The organism is Thioalkalivibrio sp. (assembly GCF_041690275.1).
Taxonomy (GTDB): Bacteria; Pseudomonadota; Gammaproteobacteria; order Ectothiorhodospirales; family Ectothiorhodospiraceae; genus Thioalkalivibrio.
Genome location: NZ_JAWLHP010000054.1, coordinates 4816 through 21210, shown reverse-complemented (window position 1 = coordinate 21210; position 16395 = coordinate 4816). Strand labels below are relative to the sequence as shown.

Annotated in this window: 15 protein-coding genes and 1 riboswitch; of the genes, 11 read left to right on the top strand and 4 right to left on the bottom strand. The window is 67.7% G+C overall.

The genetic code is table 11. The features are described 5' to 3' along the window. A partial coding sequence (locus ACESMN_RS10795; RefSeq protein WP_373053605.1) for a hypothetical protein occupies window positions 1-543 on the top strand: 543 nt, incomplete at its 5' end. A 40-nt stretch (window positions 544-583) separates the two neighbouring features. Here the strand turns inward: ACESMN_RS10795 and ACESMN_RS10790 are convergent. The 3 genes from ACESMN_RS10790 to pyrE all read right to left on the bottom strand — a co-directional run bounded on the left by ACESMN_RS10790 (window position 584) and on the right by pyrE (window position 3915). Beyond that, complete coding sequence (locus tag ACESMN_RS10790; RefSeq protein WP_373053604.1) at window positions 584-1006, bottom strand: hypothetical protein; 423 nt, start codon at window positions 1004-1006, stop codon at window positions 584-586. 109 nt (window positions 1007-1115) lie between these two features. Continuing rightward, a complete protein-coding gene (gene thiC, locus ACESMN_RS10785; protein WP_373053603.1) occupies window positions 1116-3005 on the bottom strand; it encodes a phosphomethylpyrimidine synthase ThiC in 1890 nt (629 codons plus the stop codon). Between the two features lie 48 nt (window positions 3006-3053). Further along, a riboswitch (TPP riboswitch) is annotated at window positions 3054-3149 on the bottom strand. Window positions 3150-3279: 130 nt separating this feature from the next. After that, the gene (pyrE, locus tag ACESMN_RS10780; protein WP_373053602.1) at window positions 3280-3915 is read right to left on the bottom strand and encodes an orotate phosphoribosyltransferase; all 636 of its coding nucleotides are present in this window, start codon (window positions 3913-3915) and stop codon (window positions 3280-3282) included. A 205-nt stretch (window positions 3916-4120) separates the two neighbouring features. Between pyrE and ACESMN_RS10775 the strand changes: the two genes are divergently transcribed. Continuing rightward, a complete protein-coding gene (locus tag ACESMN_RS10775) occupies window positions 4121-4900 on the top strand; it encodes an exodeoxyribonuclease III (protein WP_373053601.1) in 780 nt (259 codons plus the stop codon). A gap of 264 nt (window positions 4901-5164) precedes the next feature. Next, window positions 5165-6538 (top strand): AmpG family muropeptide MFS transporter, encoded by a 1374-nt coding sequence (locus tag ACESMN_RS10770; protein WP_373053600.1) that lies wholly within the window; start codon window positions 5165-5167, stop codon window positions 6536-6538. 153 nt (window positions 6539-6691) lie between these two features. Here ACESMN_RS10770 and ACESMN_RS10765 read toward each other — a convergent pair whose 3' ends face one another. Beyond that, a complete protein-coding gene (locus tag ACESMN_RS10765) occupies window positions 6692-7855 on the bottom strand; it encodes a hypothetical protein (RefSeq protein ID WP_373053599.1) in 1164 nt (387 codons plus the stop codon). A gap of 382 nt (window positions 7856-8237) precedes the next feature. On the opposite strand from ACESMN_RS10765, the gene ACESMN_RS10760 reads away from it, so the two are divergent. From ACESMN_RS10760 to asnB, 8 genes are all read left to right on the top strand, one after another. After that, window positions 8238-8741 carry a MarR family winged helix-turn-helix transcriptional regulator gene (locus tag ACESMN_RS10760; protein WP_373053598.1) on the top strand — a complete coding sequence of 168 codons (504 nt, stop codon included), beginning with the start codon at window positions 8238-8240 and terminating at the stop codon, window positions 8739-8741. Window positions 8742-8886: 145 nt separating this feature from the next. Continuing rightward, complete coding sequence (locus tag ACESMN_RS10755; protein ID WP_373053606.1) at window positions 8887-9315, top strand: hypothetical protein; 429 nt, start codon at window positions 8887-8889, stop codon at window positions 9313-9315. Continuing rightward, entirely contained in the window at window positions 9312-10598 is a 1287-nt protein-coding gene (locus ACESMN_RS10750; RefSeq protein ID WP_373053597.1) for a Zn-dependent hydrolase, read from the top strand. The genes ACESMN_RS10755 and ACESMN_RS10750 overlap by 4 nt, the downstream gene beginning before the upstream one ends. A 14-nt stretch (window positions 10599-10612) precedes the next feature. Further along, entirely contained in the window at window positions 10613-11350 is a 738-nt protein-coding gene (locus ACESMN_RS10745; RefSeq protein WP_373053596.1) for a cysteine hydrolase family protein, read from the top strand. Then, window positions 11347-12828, top strand: coding sequence for a sodium:solute symporter family protein (locus tag ACESMN_RS10740; RefSeq protein ID WP_373053595.1), 1482 nt, complete (start codon window positions 11347-11349; stop codon window positions 12826-12828). Before ACESMN_RS10745 ends, ACESMN_RS10740 begins: the two co-directional genes overlap by 4 nt. Beyond that, the gene (locus ACESMN_RS10735) at window positions 12825-12947 is read left to right on the top strand and encodes a hypothetical protein (RefSeq protein WP_373053594.1); all 123 of its coding nucleotides are present in this window, start codon (window positions 12825-12827) and stop codon (window positions 12945-12947) included. Before ACESMN_RS10740 ends, ACESMN_RS10735 begins: the two co-directional genes overlap by 4 nt. Further along, the gene (locus tag ACESMN_RS10730) at window positions 12944-14020 is read left to right on the top strand and encodes an aspartate carbamoyltransferase (RefSeq protein ID WP_373053593.1); all 1077 of its coding nucleotides are present in this window, start codon (window positions 12944-12946) and stop codon (window positions 14018-14020) included. The genes ACESMN_RS10735 and ACESMN_RS10730 overlap by 4 nt, the downstream gene beginning before the upstream one ends. Before the next feature lie 221 nt (window positions 14021-14241). Further along, entirely contained in the window at window positions 14242-16260 is a 2019-nt protein-coding gene (gene asnB / locus ACESMN_RS10725; protein ID WP_373053592.1) for an asparagine synthase (glutamine-hydrolyzing), read from the top strand. Window positions 16261-16395: the final 135 nt, after the last annotated feature.

Here is a 16395-nt window from a genome sequence, read left to right as displayed (position 1 = left end):
CCAATCCCTTTGCTGCTGATTGCCGTACTGACCCTGTCCGGCTGCGCGCTGGTCGAGGTCGAGCCCGATCCGGCCTCTCCCTTTTACCCGGTCCCGGAGGGATCGGTGCTGGAGATTCACCAGCCAATCACGATTCCGGCGGGGCGCACGCGCGTCTGGCTGCAGCGCGGCAGTGTGGTCGCGGGGCAGGACTGGTGGCATCCGGCGTGCAACCTCGAGGTGAACACGCTCGACCGCGAACGGAGCCAGACGGTGGAACCGGGGCGTTTCGAGGTGATCCGGGTTCAGGGCATGGACGACTTCGCCCGACAGCGGATTCCGGACGGCGGTTTGATGCGCGCCGGCCTGCGCGCGGGCTATGACAGCGGCGGCAACACCTGGATGTGGCGGGGCCATCACCTGTGGCTGTCCAGCGCCGAGCAGCCGGATGTCCTGCGGTTGACCTGCGTGGGGTCCTACGCACGCGCCCACGAAGTGCGTCCGCCGAGCATCGAGCAGATCCGGCAGGCCCTCGGTGCGGTCGCCAGCCTGCGTCTGCCGTGATTGTTCAGCCGTGATGACCGGCTTCCGGCCACCCCCGGCATCAGAAATCGGGCAAACCCGATTCGAGCCACCAGGTCTGCGCCTCGTCGTCCCAGCGCCATGACTGGCGGTCGGTGATCTTCTCAACGATCTGCCTGTACTCGTAGAGATACTCGATTCCGACGGTCTGGGTCGCCCGCGTCTCCGACAGCATCACCGGCGGCCGCAGGACCTCGTAGCGCGTGATACGCAGGTCGGTGAACATCCCGGGCAATTCCTGCGGCCGCGTTTCCGGAGGCAGGAACGCGACGGCGCCCTCGAAATCACTCCAGCGCAGTGCGGCGAGATAGGCCCTCGTGGTCGCGTCGAGGCCAAGCACACGCTTGTCCTTCTCCACCGCAGCGCAGCCGCCCAGCAGGAGGCCGACCAGCGACAGGACGAGCACCGCGGTGCCAGGGCCGGCGCTGCGTTTCCGTAGAGACATCGTGTCCATTCCCGCGTTCCTGGGCCCGCCCACCGAGCGATTCTGATGTCCGAGTATCACGGGAGGCCGGGACAGATTTCAAATCTGTCCCCGCGGCACCGCACTGTGCTCAAAGCTCCCGGTAGATCCGGGCGCCCTTCTGCACGAACTCCGCCGCCTTCTCCTGCATGCCCTTCTCGAGGGCCTCCTGCTCGGAGAGTCCCTGCTGCGCCGCGTAGTCGCGCACGTCCTGCGTGATCTTCATCGAGCAGAAGTTCGGGCCGCACATGGAGCAGAAGTGCGCGACCTTGTGCGCCTCCCTGGGCAGGGTCTGATCGTGAAACTCGCGCGCGCGCTCCGGGTCCAGCGACAGGTTGAACTGGTCCTGCCAGCGGAATTCGAAGCGCGCCTTGGACAGCGCGTTGTCGCGGACCTGCGCCCCGGGGAAGCCCTTCGCGAGGTCGGCGGCATGCGCCGCGATCCGGTAGGTGATGATGCCGTCGCGCACGTCCTCCCGGTTCGGCAGGCCCAGGTGCTCCTTCGGGGTCACGTAGCAGAGCATCGCGGTGCCATACCAGCCGATGTTCGCGGCGCCGATGCCGGAGGTGATGTGGTCGTAGGCCGGCGCGATGTCGGTGACCAGCGGCCCGAGGGTGTAGAACGGCGCCTCCAGGCAGTCGGCCAGTTCCTTGTCCACGTTCTCCTTCACCCTGTGCAGCGGGATGTGGCCGGGGCCCTCGATCATCACCTGCACGTCGTGCTCCCAGGCGATCTGCGTGAGCTCGCCCAGCGTCTCCAGCTCGGCGAACTGCGCACGGTCGTTTGCATCCGCGATGCAGCCCGGCCGCAGGCCGTCGCCGAGCGAGAAGGACACGTCGTAGGCCTTCATGATCTCGCAGATCTCGGCGAAGTGCGTGTACAGGAAGTTCTCCTGGTGGTGCGCGAGACACCACTTGGCCATGATCGAGCCACCGCGGGAGACGATGCCGGTGACCCGGTCCGCAGTCAGCGGCACGTAGGGCAGGCGCACCCCGGCATGGATGGTGAAGTAGTCCACGCCCTGCTCCGCCTGCTCGACCAGCGTATCGCGGAAGAGCTCCCAGGTCAGTTCCTCGGCCCTGCCGTCGACCTTCTCCAGTGCCTGATAGATCGGCACGGTGCCGATCGGCACCGGCGCGTTGCGCAGGATCCACTCGCGCGTCTCGTGGATGTTCTTTCCGGTGGACAGGTCCATCAGGGTGTCGCCGCCCCAGCGGCAGGACCAGACCAGCTTCTCCACCTCCTCCTCGATGCTCGAGGTGACTGCCGAGTTGCCGATGTTGGTGTTGATCTTCACCCGGAAGTTGCGGCCGATGATCATCGGCTCCAGCTCCGGGTGGTTGATGTTCGCCGGGATGATCGCGCGCCCCGCCGCGATCTCGTCGCGCACGAATTCCGGGGTGATCTCGTCGGGGATGGCGGCGCCAAAGGATTCCCCGGCGTGCTGGCGCAGCAGCTTCGCGTAGCGCGGGTCGGCGCGCATCTCCTGCAGGCGATTGTTCTCCCGGATCGCGACGAACTCCATCTCCGGGGTCACGATGCCGCGGCGGGCGTAGTGCATCTGGGTGACGTTCTGGCCGGCCAGCGCACGCCGCGGCGCACGGATGTGTGCGAAGCGCAGGCTCGCCAGCTCCGGGGCTTCGGCGCGGGCGCGGCCGAATTCCGAGCTGGGCCCCTCCAGCCGCGCGGTGTCACCGCGTTCCTCGATCCAGCCCTCGCGCAGATCGGGCAGCCCCTGCATCAGATCGATCCGCGCCTGCGGATCCGTGTAGGGCCCGGAGGTGTCGTAGACCGTGATCGGCGGATTCTCCTCGGCACCCATGGAGGCCTGGGTCGCGTCCTGCACGATCTCGCGCATCGGCACCCGGAGGTCCGGGCGGCTGCCCTGCACGAAGATCTTGCGGGATTGGGGGAACGGTCGGGTGACGGCCTCCGAGACCTGCGCGGTGCGGCGGACAAACTCTTCGGGGATGGCGCTCATGGTGTTTCCTCCAGGCGGGGACGGGCGGAGGAAACGGGGCCGCAGTAGGGGCAGCGCCGCAAGCTTCCCTCCGCCGGTGCGAACCGGTTCAGGTTCAAGGGGACTCTCTCAGCCGGCATGAGACCGGCACCCCCAGCTTGTGGTACGCCCAGCACGCTATAGAAGCGCAGCGGGCTTTGCAAGAATCCGGTGGTTACCGCGGGGGACGGGAGGAAAGGGAAAAGTAGGGAAAAGGGGACAGATTTATCAATCTGTCCCCGGGGCACCACTCCGCTCAGACCCCGTACTGCTCCCGGTAGGCCCTCAGCGCCGCCAGGTGCTTCGGGTCCCGCGCGTCCGCCTCGAGCATCGCAATCAGGTCCGTCAGACGGGCGACGCGGATCACCCGCAGGCCGGCCCCGGCCTCGAGTTCCTGGATCGCCGAGCGGTCGCCCCGTCCGCGCTCCTCACGATCCAGCGCGATCGCGACCCCGACCGGCTCCGCACCTGCGGCGCGGATGAGCTCCACCGCCTCCCGGATCGCGGTGCCGGCGGTGATCACGTCGTCGATGATCAGCACCCGCCCGCGCAATGGCGCGCCGACCACGTTGCCCCCCTCGCCGTGGTCCTTCGCCTCCTTGCGGTTGAAGGCCCACGGCAGGTCGCGCCCGTGCTCGGTATGCAGTGCGATCGCGACGGACGCGGCCAGCGGGATGCCCTTGTAGGCCGGCCCGAAGACCAGGTCGAACTCGAGCCCGCTGCGGGTGATCGCCTCGGCGTAGTAGCGCCCGAGGCGCGCGAGGTCGGAACCGCGGTTGAACAGGCCGGCGTTGAAGAAGTACGGGCTCACGCGGCCCGACTTCAGCGTGAACTCCCCGAAGCGCAGCACGTCGCGTTCGAGACAGTAGGCAAGAAATTCCTTCGCGGACATGAGCGAGATCCCGAAAAGGCCTGATTGTCGCACACCGACAGGTTCCCGGCGCCCCGGGAGTGCGGCGGCCTGCCGCCGCCTTCGGGCGGGAGGCTCGCCTCCTGCCAAGGAAGCAAGCTTCCGCAACCCAAAGCGGGAGCAGGCTCCCGCACTCCAAGGCCTTTGCCCTTCCCCGGGGACCCCGGCGCGAGTATCTTTCCGCCCCATGCGTGTACTCAGCATGAACGCGAACGGCATCCGTGCCGCCGCCCGCAAGGGCTTCTTCGAGTGGCTGCCCGAGGCGGATGCCGACGTCGTCTGCCTGCAGGAGACGCGGGCGCGCATCGAGCAGCTGGCCGACCCCGTCTTCCACCCGGCGGGCTACCACTGCGCCTATGTCGATGCCGAGAGGCCCGGCTACAGCGGCGTGGCCCTCTACAGCCGGGTACAGCCCGACGCGGTGATCACGCACTGCGGCCTCGAGGAGGCCGACCGCGAGGGTCGCTACGTCGAGATGCGCTTCGGCGAACTCTCCGTCGTTTCGCTTTACCTGCCGTCGGGCTCGTCGGGCGACCACCGGCAGGAGTCCAAGTATCGCTTCCTGGACTTCTTCCTGCCCTGGCTCGCGCAGCGGGCGAAGGACGGGCGCGAGTGGCTGATCTGCGGCGACTGGAACATCGCGCACCGCGAGATCGATCTGAAGAACTGGAAGTCGAACCGGAAGAATTCCGGTTTCCTGCCGGAAGAGCGTGCCTGGATGGACCGGGTCTTCGGCGAGGCGGGACTGGTCGACGTCTTTCGAAGACTCGACCAGCGCCCGGAGCAGTACACCTGGTGGTCGAACCGCGGCCAGGCCTGGGCGAAGAACGTGGGCTGGCGCATCGACTACCAGGTGGCAACGCCCGCGCTCGCCGCCACCGCACGGGATCCGGTGATCTTCAAGGAACAGCGGTTCTCGGATCATGCGCCGTTCTGGATCGACTACGATTTTGAGCCGGGGGGTTGAACGGCGGTCGTGGGGGCTGGTCGCGACGCCGGTGGGTGGGTGCGCTGCGCTTCACCCACCCTACACCGACTTGCACACCCCGCCCGCTGAAGGCGGACCCTCTCGGCGGTCAGGGGTTCCCTGGATAAGTTGCGGCGCCGTGGGCTTCGTTGCGGTGGACCGGTCCGCGGGTGTCGGCCGCAGGGATGCGGCCGTCAGGCCCACAGGGAGGTATTCACGGCGTCCCGCGGGGCGGGCCACCACATCGAAGCCGGGCACACGCGCATGAACGATACCGCGCCGAAGCCGGGACAGCACGACTGGCGCGAAGCGCTCGCGGTGTACCGGAACCCGCGGGTCATCGGGATGCTGTTCCTCGGGTTCTCGGCGGGGCTGCCGCTGCTGCTGGTCGGCGGCACCTTCACCGCCTGGCTGCGCGACCTCGGGGTGGAACTGGCCGCGATCGGCTTCCTGAGCTGGGTCGGCATGGCCCACAGCATCAAGGTCTTCTGGGCCCCGATCGTCGATCGCCTGCAACTGCCGCTGCTGACCCGCTGGTTCGGGCGCCGCCGTGCCTGGATGCTGCTCGCACAGGGGGTGATCGCGCTCGCGCTGGCCGGCATCGCCCTGACCGATCCGCGCGAGCAGCTCTGGCTGGTTGCGGTCTGGGCGGTGCTGGCGGCCTTCGGTTCCGCGACCCAGGACATCGCGATCGACGCCTACCGCATCGAGGCGGTAACGCGCGACCGCCAGGGCGCGATGGCGGCGACCTACGTCTTCGGGTATCGGGTTGCGCTGCTCGCAGCCGGCGCCGGAGCGCTGCACATCGCCGCAGGCTGGGACTGGGGTCCGGCCTACGGGACCATGGCCGCGCTGATGGCGGTGGGGATCGTGACCACACTGATCATCCGCGAGCCCGAGGTCGGCATCGACCGGCAGACCCGGCAGCTGGAACAGCGGGTGGTCGACTACCTCGACCGTACCCACCACCGGGGCTGGCGTCGCGACCTCACGGCCTGGTTCATCGGCGCGGTGGTCGGGCCGTTCGCGGACTTCTGGCAGCGCTTCGGCCTGACCGCGATCGCGGTACTGCTGTTCATCGCCACTTTCCGCATCAGCGACATCTTCATGGGCGTGATGGCGAATCCCTTCTATCTCGACCTGGGCTTCACCAAGGGCGAGATCGCCAACGTGGCCGCGGCCTTCGGGCTTGCGATGACGCTCACCGGGGCCGCACTCGGCGGGCTCCTGGTGATGCGCTTCGGGATCATGCGCATGCTGATCTTCACCGCGGTGCTCGCGCCGCTGACCAATCTGACCTTCTCCTGGCTGGCCGCACTGGGACCCGAGCTCTACGGGCTGGTCTTCGCGATCATCGCGGACAACATCAGCGGCGGGCTTGCGATCTCGGTCTTCATCGCCTACCTCTCGAGCCTGACCAACAGCGCCTACACCGCCACCCAGTACGCGCTGTTCAGCTCCGTGATGACCCTTCCCGGGCAGTTCCTCGCCGGCTTCACCGGCCTGCTGGCCGAGGCCGTCGGCTGGTCCTGGTTCTTCATCTTCGCAGCGGCGATCGGCTTGCCGGCGATCCTGCTCGCCCTGCTCATGATGCGCGTCGCGAATCCGGATCGCGTACCGCAGCCCGGACGGGGCTAACCGTCTCGGTTTCGCGTCACCCCCGGCGATCACAGCGTGCCGCAGGGGGGCTCGCGACGGGTGGAGAGGACCCTCAAGTAAAAAGGCCCGCGCCATACGGCGCGGGCCCGGGAAGAAGCGATTCCGCCCGACCGCGGCGCGGAATCGCTGCGGTCAGAAATAGTAACCGAGGTTGATGTTGAAGCGCGTCAGCCAGTCGTCATCTTCGTTGGCACCCAGACGGTCACCAAACGCGGTGTCCCCACCGACGAACTCGTTGCCGTCGGAGAAGGCGAACTCACTGTAGATGTACCAGTTGCCGCGACCCCAGGCCGCGCCCAGCACGGCGAGATTGCTGTCGTTGAAGTCGCTCTCCCGCTTCAGGATGGCGCTGTACTCCGCATAGGGGATCACGAAGTCCAGCCACGGGATCGTCGGGGTCTCCAGGAAGTAGCTGAGCGATACAGCCGGAATGTAGCCCTCCGCCGCCACGGTATTCGGGAAGTCGAAGGCGCCGAACTGGACAAGCTCATCGGTGCCGAGCGGCTGGTCCGCGGACACATCGAAGGTGTAGCCCGTCAGCTGGGAGGCCAGCGTCCAGTTGTCCCACTTGTTCACCATGTGCAGGGACAACGCGTAGTGATCGCCGTCACCCTGCGGGCCCTTGCTGTCCAGCTCGCCGTACTGCGCCGAGAAGCCGATGTCGGTATCGACCGCGACGTTCGGCAGGCTGTAGATGCCGCGGAGGTTGACCTGGTTGCGCTCCTCGTAGCCACTGCCGCTCTCGTTCACGACATCGTAGGAGTAGCGCGCGCTGTCACGGGTGTCGCCCGACCAGTCGCCCTCGTCCTGCAGGTAATAGCCGAAATCCCAGGTCCAGTCGCCAGCCGGCAGGGTGTACTTCACGCCCAGGTCCATGTCGTCCGAAAGACCCACATAGTAGTGCTGATCGAAGAACCAGCTCTGGGACACACCGTAGGCGCCGGGCCCGAAGGGCACGCGATTCACGCCCACCTGCACCTGGCTCTCGTTTTCGAAGTCGTACCCGACCCAGCCGGTATGCAGCATGTTGTAACCGCTGTACCAGCGGTACTCGAGCTTGCCGAGCCACGGTCCGCTTGCGTAGTCGAGGTTGATCCGGGCGGTATCCAGAAAAAAGTCACCGCCCTTGTCGAAGTCGCTGCGGGTGCCGTCGTAATCGCCAATGCGGTAGTTCGCGCGCAAAGCGCCGCCGATCGACAGGTTGCCGACCTGAATGCTGTCGTATTCGGCGGCGGCGACGCCCGGAACCACGAGCGAGGCCGCGACGGCGGCGGCGAGAAGCTTTCTTGAAAGCATGGTCGTTTCTCCAGGTGTTTTCATTGTTTGGACGCAGCGCAGCAGACTGATGGTGTCCTTGCGGCCACACGCGGCCAGTAACGAACGGGCGACCAACTCCCTGAATTCCCGGCGCCCAACGAAGAGGTTGCGTCATTGTATCCGATTTGACACATCAAGACCAGACGCATGTTGCTTTTGTGCCCACACGCCCGCCTGCGTGTATCCTCGTCGCAACAGGCACCGGGCCCGAACCGGTGCGCTGGCGTCGGCTCCGCCAAGGCTCGACAATGGTCCGCGGCTGTGCGCTTGCCAGGCCCGGCCCGTCGCCGCCGAGGCATTTGCGCTGTAATTAGTTTTGCACAAAACTAATGGCTGGTTCACCGATCAGGAACCCGCAGAGATGGCCACAGAGCTTGTCCCGGCCCCGGACACCGCCGACACGCATGACGCCGTGCGCTCGGTAATCCGCCAGTTGCGGGTGATCATTCGCGCGCTGCAGGGCCATTCGCGCAGCGTGGAGCGCGCCTGCGGCATCAGCGCCGCGCAGCTCTGGGCGCTCTGGGAGGTCCAGCTCTCGGCTGGCCTGAGCGTCAGCGAACTGTCGCGGAAGCTCTCCGTGCATCCCTCCACCGCCTCCAACCTGCTGGACAAGCTGGAACAGGGCGGCCTGGTCGAACGCCGCCGCGGACGCGACCAGCGGATCGTCCGACTCTTCGTGACCGACGCGGGGCAGGCGCTGCTGGACCGGGCGCCGGCAGCCCCGCAGGGTGAACTGAACCGCGCCCTTCAGGACATGGAACCCGGGCAGTTGCTGGGCCTGGAAGAGGCCCTGGAGTCGGTCATCGCCCGCATGGCGTCGACCGAACCGAAGGCGGGGCTGCAGCCCTACGAGGGGATCCGATGAACCGCACCGAGCAACCCGCATGCACCGGAGGCTGGCCCCTCCCCGCGCCGGCGGAGCGCGGCTGGCCCCGGCGCCAGCGGCCCGGCGCGCGCAAACCCTGCACCGCGGCCCGGCGCGCCCTTGCCCGCGGGGAGGCCCGCGAATGATGATTCCCGTGCGGCTCAGGTGCCGGTCCCTGCTGTGGTCACTGCTGGTGCTGGTCGGGCTGACGCTCTCGGCCCAGGGTATCGCCGACCCCGCCTTCGACTCGCCCCCGGAGACGGATTCGGCCGGCTTCTTCAAGCTGAACTGGGACGGGGCCGAGCGCTTCGAACTGGAGCAGGCGTCGGGGCCGGAGTACGAGGACGCACGCATCATCTACCGGGGCAGCGACACCCGCACGACCATCAGCGGGCTTCCGAATGGCGAATACCGCTTCCGGATCCGGGAGGAGGGCGCCGAGGAGTGGGCCGACCAGGCGGTGGTGGTGGTGGAACACCATCCGCTCGGCCGGGCCTTCCTGTTTTTCGCTCTCGGCGCCGCGCTATTCGTGGTACTGATCCTGGCCATCGCACGGGGAAGGAGACTGGCATGAACGACGCAAGCGAACACGTCCGCACCACCCCGGCAGCCACCGAGGGCGGACTGCAGGTGGACATGGCCCGCCTGCGCCAGGACGTCCTCGACCTCGGGCAGATCGGCCGCGATGCGGTGCTGGGCCTGAACCGGCGCGCCTTCAGCGAAGGCGACCGGCAGGGCCGCGACTGGTTCCGGCAGCGCCTGGCCACCGCCGGGCTGGAGCTGTTCCAGGACGGCGCGGCCAATCTGCACGGCCGGCTGGACTACGACGGCCAGCGGCCCGCGGTGGTGATGGGCTCCCACCTCGATACCGTCCCCGGGGGCGGTCCGCTGGACGGCGCGCTCGGCGTCCTGGTCGGGCTGGAGGTGCTGCGCCGCGTGAAGGAGGCGGGGATTCCGCTGCGCTACCCGCTCGAGGTGATCGACTTCAGCGACGAGGAGGGACGCTTCGGCGGCATGTTCGGCTCACAGGCGCTGGCGGGGCAGCTGACCCCGGAGCGCATCCAGAGCGCGCGCGACCTCGAGGGCGTCACGCTGGTGGACGCGATGGCCGCCTGGGGCCTGGATGCCAACGAGGCACTGACCGCGCGCCGCGACCCGGCGACCATCCACGCCTTCCTGGAGCTGCACATCGAGCAGGGGCCGGTGCTGGATCGCAGGCGGATCGGCGTCGGCATCGTCGAGGCGATCACCGGCCTGTTCAAGTGGGAGGTACGGCTGAAGGGTCAGCCGAACCACGCCGGCACCACGCCCATGGACATGCGCATCGACGCCTTCCAGGGGCTGGCGGAGTTCGGGGGCGAGGTGAACAGGATCCTCGAGGAGCACGGTGGCCCGAACAGCCGCGCGACGATCGGCCGCGTGGAACTGTGGCCGGGCGCGCCGAACACGATACCGGGACAGGCCACCTTCTCCCTCGAGGTGCGCGACACCGACGAGCGCGTACTGAAGGCCCTGTCCGACGCCTCGCGGCGCACACTGTCCAGCATCGCCCGGCGGCGCGACCTGATGTTCGAGTTCGACGTCCTCTCCGAGATCACCCCGACCCGTTGCGATCCCGGCCTGCTGGACCTGATCGCTAGCGAGGCGGAGACGATGGGCCTCGACTACCTGCGCCTGCCCAGCGGTGCCGCTCACGACACGCAGAGCATGAGCGCGGTCGCCCGCACCGGGATGATCTTCGTGCCCAGCATCGAGGGACGCAGCCACTCCTCCGGCGAGTGGACCAACTGGGAGGACATCGAGGCCGGGGCCAACCTGATGCTGCGCAGCGTGCTCGCGCTGGCCGCGAGGCACTGAGAGGAAGACGCCGCATGAACGACAAGGTCGCCCCGCTCACCGACTTCGACGCGCTCGATCCGCTCCGCGAGCAGTACCGCGGCAGCCTGATCTCCACGCGTCTGCTGCGCCAGGAACTCGCGCGGCATCACGTCGCGCTGCTGTGCATCGATCTGCAGTACCTCGACGCGGCGCGCGGCTTCGGGGTGTTTGCCGACGCAGCGGCCTCGGGCGTGCCGCTGAAGGCCCAGGAGTACTACTTCCAGGAACTCGAGGCGGTCGTGCTTCCCAACGTGCGCCGGCTGCAGGATGCCTTCCGAACCCACGGACTGGAGGTCATCCACTCGCGCATCCAGTCGATGACCCGCGATGGCCGCGACCGCAGTCCGGGCCACAAGCGCCTGAATCTGCACGCACCACCGGGATCGAAGGAGGCCGAGTTCCTCGAGATCGTCGCGCCGGTCGGTGACGAGATCGTGCTGAACAAGACCGCGAGCGGCGTGTTCAATTCGACCAACCTGCACTATGTGCTGCGCAACCTCGACATCAGCTCGATCTTCATCGTCGGCGTGTACTCGAACGAGTGCGTGTCCACTGCGGTGCGCGACGCCTGTGACCTCGGCTTCTACGTCACGCTGGTCGAGGACGGCTGCGCCACCGTGACGCCGGAGCTGCAGGAGGCGACCATCACCACCATTCGCGACCGCTACGCGCGCGTGATGACCACGGATCAGGCCATCGCCGAGATCACCCGGGTGCGGGAGGCCTCATGACCGCCGCCGAAGAAGTCGCGATCCTTCCCGAGGGCATTGCCTGGGGCATCCTGATTGCCTTCGGCATCCTGTGGGTGATCCTGGGCTGGTACCTCGGCCGCAAGAACAAGACCGCCGAGGACCACATGCTGGCCGGCCGCAACGTCGGCCTGGCACTGGCCACGGCTACCGCGATGGCCACCTGGGTGACCGCGAACACCACGATGACCGCGCCACAGCTGGCGCTGCAGCTGGGCGTCTGGGGCATGTTCGGCTACTCGCTCGGGGCGCTGGGCCTGATCCTCTTCGCACCGCTGGCCCGGCGCATCCGCGAGCTGATGCCGCACGGCTTCACCTCCGGAGACTTCATCCGCCTGCGCTTCGGGAAGTTCACCTGGCGGGTCTTTCTGGTGGTGTCGCTGATCTACGCCTTCGGCTGGCTGGTCAGCCTCGCCATGGCCGGCGGGGTGCTCATCAACGCCCTCGCCGGCATCGACTACCGCGTAGGCATGACGGTGATCCTCACGGTCTGCGTGCTCTACACGCTGCTCGGGGGGCTGCGCGCGGTCATCGGCACCGACTTCGTGCAGACGATCATCATCGTGCTCGGCGTCGCCTTCATCGCCTGGCTGACCATCGACAAGGTCGGCTTCGAGGCGATCCACTTCAACCTGATGGAAGAGCGCCCGCAACTGCTGAATCTGCTGTTCCCGGCCGCGATCATGTTCCTGTTCAACAATCTGTTCTTCGGCGTCGGCGAGATCTTCCACTCGAACGTGTGGTGGTCGCGAGCCTTCGCCTTCGGCAGGAGCGTGGGGTTCCGGGCCTACCTGCTGGCCGGCCTGCTGTGGCTGCCGATTCCGATCGTTGCCGGCTTCGTTGCGCTGGCCACGCCGGCGCTGGGCATCAACGTGCCGGTTGCGGACATGGTGGGTCCGCTGGTCGCGGCCGAGGTCCTGGGCCTGACGGGCGCGATCGTGGTCTTCATCGTGGTCTTCGCGGCCCTGGCCTCGAGCCTCGACTCGCTGCTGGCCGCGACATCGGACCTGGTCACGCGGGACATCTACCGCGGCCACATCCGCAACAGGGCATCCGATCACGAGCAGTTCCGCGCGACCAAGGTCATCGTGGTGCTGCTGGGCCTGGTGACCTGGGCCGCCGCGAGCTACCGGGGCGAGCTGCCGGTGATCGGTTCGCTGGCCGAGGTGCTTTATTTCACCGGCGCCTTCGTCGCCAGCGCGATCTGGCCGGTGGTCGCCGGGCTGTACTGGCGGCGGGCCAACCCGACCGGCGCCGGCCTGAGCATGATCGCCGGCACCACGCTGGGCCTGGTCAGTTACTTCACCATCGGATTCTACGTCGCGGCGCTGGTCGGTGCGGCGGTCTCGCTCGCGGTGCTCGTGCTGTCCACCTGGCTGGCGCCGCGTGACTTCGACTGGCGGCTGCTGGCCGAGGCCGAGCCGCACAGTGCAGCGCCGGTAACGCGAGGTGCGCGATGATGATCTCCGTCGAGGCCCTGGGCACCGTTGTGGTGGTGGCGACCGCGGTTGCCACGCTGGCACCGTTCCTGCTGATCGCACTGTTCATTCGTGACTGGAAGAGGGGAAGTGTGTGGTGACAACCCACGAGAGACTCCTGCAGCGGCCGCTGCAGCCGAAGGACGGCACCGCCGGCATCGAACGGCCGAGGGGCCTGCTCGAGTCGGTGCCCGAGGATCCGGAGCCGTTGCTGGAGCTGGCGTCGAGACACGTGGTCTCCAGCCGCCAGTTCGACCGCGCGAAGCTGGCGCAGCTGTTCCGGCTGGCCGCCCAGTACGAATCCACGCCGCAGCTGATGCACCTGCCGCTGACCGGAAAGATCCTGATCAGTGCCTTCTACGAGCCCTCCACCCGCACCCGGCTCTCCTTCGAGAGTGCGTGGCACCGCCTGGGCGGCGCGGTGATGTCGATCACCGACCCGAAGAGCACCGGCATCGCCAAGGGGGAATCGCTGGCCGACATCGCCGAGATGTTCAACAACTACGGCGACGTGATCGTGCTGCGCAGCAGCGAGGACCAGGCCGTCTACGACATGCTGGACACCCTGCGCATTCCGATCGTGAACGCGGGCAACGGCATCGACGAACACCCGACCCAGGCGATGGCCGATCTGTACACGATTGCGAAGTGGCGGCCGGAGCTGCTGCAGGGACCGGTGCCGGAAGGCGAGCGGATCCGCGTCGGGATCATCGGCGTGCCGTCGCGCATGCGCACGGTGCGCAGCCTGCTGTTGCTGCTGGCCTGTTTCCCGGAGGCCGTCGGGGAGGTGGTGATCGTCTCGAACGAGCCCGAGAATTTCGACGCGGGTCAGCGCAAGGAACTGGAGGAGGCCGGCCTGCGCCTGCGGGTGGTGGGCGAACTCGACCCGGTGCTGCCGGAGCTGGACGTGGTGTACATCAACGCGATCGCGTGGGTGGGCGACAGCTTCGAGTCACTGGGCTCCGGGCTGCACCTGACCCGCGAATCCCCGCTGAAGCCCGGTGCGATCATCCTGCACCCGCTCGCGCGGGGCAAGGAGCTGGCGACCGAGCTCGACGATACCCCGCACAACTGGTACTTCGCCCAGGCCCGCGGCGCGGTGTTCATCCGCATGGCGCTGCTGACCTCGGTGGTGCGCCGGATCAGCGCGGTGATGGATACTCCGGAAGAGTGACTCGGCCTCATTGAGGCCGGGGTGATGGGAGGAATGGCGACGGGCCGGTGGCGGGACGCCGTAAACACATCCCTGTAGGCTTGACGGCAGCATCCCTGCTGCCGACACCCGCCACCGGCCCGTCGCCATTCCTCCCTCCACGGCACTCCGGATGCCAGGGCTTCGCGTCGCGATTTCGGAAGACCGGTCACCCAGACATTGAACACGACAGGAGACATGCCATGTGTGGCATCGCAGGAATCTTCAACGCCGACCCGGACCGCCCGGTCGATCCCGAGACGCTGGTGGCGATGGCCGCGATCCAGTACCACCGTGGCCCGGACGGCTTCGGCTACCGGGTGCAGGAGGACCGCGGGATAGGCTTCTCCCACGCCCGGCTGACCATCATCGACCTCGACGAGAACCGGGGCCGGCAGCCGTTCGTGATGGACGACGGCAGCATCATGACCGCGGTGAATGGCGAACTCTACGACTACAAGCGCATCCGCGCGGACCTGACCCTGCGCGGCGTGAAGTTCCGTACCAAGAGCGACTCCGAGATGGTGATGCACCTCTACCGCCGGGTCGGCCTGGAGGATGCGCTCCCGCACTTCCGGGGCGAGTTCGGGATCGCGCTGTATGACCGCGAGCACGACCGGCTGGTGCTGATCCGTGATCGCTTCGGCATCAAGCCGATGTATTTCACGGAGGCCAACGGGACCTTCGTGTTCGGCTCCGAGCTGAAGGTGCTGTTCGCGCATCCCGACGTGCCGCGCCGGTTCTCGGATGCCGGCCTGTACCACCAGCTGATGCAGACCACCGTCCCGGGCGCCACTGCCTTCGAGGGCGTGCACCAGGTGAAGCCGGGGCACATGGTGATCGTGGAACGCGCGCATGGAAAGCTGAAGATCCACGAGGAGAAGTACTGGGACATGGACTTCCCGCTGGCATCGGAACGCGCCGAACACAAGCCCGAGGACGAGGAATACTGGATCGAGGGGGTGCGCTCGCACCTGATGGAGGCCGTGCAGCTGCGGCTGGAGGCGGACGTGCCGGTGGCCTGCTACCTGTCCGGAGGCATCGATTCCTGCATCACGCTGGGGCTGGCGGCCGCCACCCAGCAGAGCCCGGTGAAGGCCTTCACCATCGGCTTCGACGATGTCGAGTACGACGAGACCGCCATCGCCCGGGAGATGGCCGAGAGCGTCGGGGCCGACCAGGACGTGATGACCCTGCAGGCCGACCACCTCTACGACAACTTCGTGGAAACGCTCTGGCACGCCGAACGCACCATCTACAACACGCTCGGCGTGGCGAAGCTGCTGATGAGCCGGCACGTGAACAAGGCCGGCTACAAGGTGGTGGTCACCGGCGAGGGCTCCGACGAACTCTTCGCCGGATACCCGGCCTTCCGCCGGGACCTGTTCCTGCACGGCCTGGACACCCTGCCGGAGGCCGACCGGGCCTCCTGGCAGCAGCTCCTCAGCGAGAGCAACAAGCTGGTGACCGGCGCGATGCTGGCCCAGGACGAGATCGACGATCCCGCGCTGACCGGGCTGGTCGGCTTCACGCCGTCCTGCCTGCAGCCCTGGCTGGCGACCGCGGTGCATGTCCCCGGCCTGCTTGCACCCGAGCGCCGCGAGCGGCTGGAGGGCTACCAGCCGGGCACCGCAATCGCGGATGCGCTGGACGGCGACATGCTCGAGGGCCGGCACCCGCTCGACAAGGCGCAGTACGTCTGGATCAAGACCATGCTGGAAGGGCAGATCCTGACCTGGGGCGGCGACCGCGTGGACATGGCGAACTCCATGGAGGCGCGCCCGCCGTTCCTCGACCACCACCTCGCCGAATTCGCGGCCCAGATCCCGCCGACCCTGCGGATCAAGGGCCGCACCGAGAAGTACGTGCTGCGCGAGGCGATGAAGGGAGTATTGCCGCGGGTGCTGTACGAGCGCGAGAAGTTCGCCTTCATGGCGCCGCCGGCCCACACCGATCCAAAGAAGTGGGCGGCAATGAAGGCGCTGGCGGACCGCTACCTGTCAGACGAGGCGATCCGGGAAGCCGGCCTGCTGGATCCCGATGGCGTGCGCCGCCTGTTCCAGCTGCACGAGGCCGAGGACACCCCGGCCTCCACCCAGGTGCAGCTGGATGCGGTGATCAACCACATGATCGGCGTGCAGGTGCTGCACGAGCACTTCGTCGCCGCCGACCTCCCGCGCATCGCCCGGCGCAAGGCCGAGGCCCTGGGCTGGCGGCCCTGAGCCTCGGCGGTTGCCCTCACCCTCCCAAAAAGGGGGACAGATTCATGAATCTGTCCCCTCTTCCCGCACTGTAGGAGCGGCTTCCAGCCGCGATCCCCCCGACACCGCATCGCGGCCAGAGGCCGCTCCCACACC

Bases quoted from the DNA above. Each gene is read 5' to 3' on its own strand.
- thiC (WP_373053603.1), bottom strand. From the start codon at position 3,005: ATGAGCGCCATCCCCGAAGAGTTTGTCCGCCGCACCGCGCAGGTCTCG.
- ACESMN_RS10745 (WP_373053596.1), top strand. From the start codon at position 10,613: ATGAACGACAAGGTCGCCCCGCTCACCGACTTCGACGCGCTCGATCCG.
- ACESMN_RS10775 (WP_373053601.1), top strand. From the start codon at position 4,121: ATGCGTGTACTCAGCATGAACGCGAACGGCATCCGTGCCGCCGCCCGC.
- ACESMN_RS10790 (WP_373053604.1), bottom strand. From the start codon at position 1,006: ATGTCTCTACGGAAACGCAGCGCCGGCCCTGGCACCGCGGTGCTCGTC.
- ACESMN_RS10740 (WP_373053595.1), top strand. From the start codon at position 11,347: ATGACCGCCGCCGAAGAAGTCGCGATCCTTCCCGAGGGCATTGCCTGG.
- asnB (WP_373053592.1), top strand. From the start codon at position 14,242: ATGTGTGGCATCGCAGGAATCTTCAACGCCGACCCGGACCGCCCGGTC.
- ACESMN_RS10735 (WP_373053594.1), top strand. From the start codon at position 12,825: ATGATGATCTCCGTCGAGGCCCTGGGCACCGTTGTGGTGGTGGCGACC.
- ACESMN_RS10755 (WP_373053606.1), top strand. From the start codon at position 8,887: ATGATTCCCGTGCGGCTCAGGTGCCGGTCCCTGCTGTGGTCACTGCTG.
- ACESMN_RS10765 (WP_373053599.1), bottom strand. From the start codon at position 7,855: ATGCTTTCAAGAAAGCTTCTCGCCGCCGCCGTCGCGGCCTCGCTCGTG.
- ACESMN_RS10760 (WP_373053598.1), top strand. From the start codon at position 8,238: ATGGCCACAGAGCTTGTCCCGGCCCCGGACACCGCCGACACGCATGAC.
- ACESMN_RS10750 (WP_373053597.1), top strand. From the start codon at position 9,312: ATGAACGACGCAAGCGAACACGTCCGCACCACCCCGGCAGCCACCGAG.
- ACESMN_RS10770 (WP_373053600.1), top strand. From the start codon at position 5,165: ATGAACGATACCGCGCCGAAGCCGGGACAGCACGACTGGCGCGAAGCG.
- pyrE (WP_373053602.1), bottom strand. From the start codon at position 3,915: ATGTCCGCGAAGGAATTTCTTGCCTACTGTCTCGAACGCGACGTGCTG.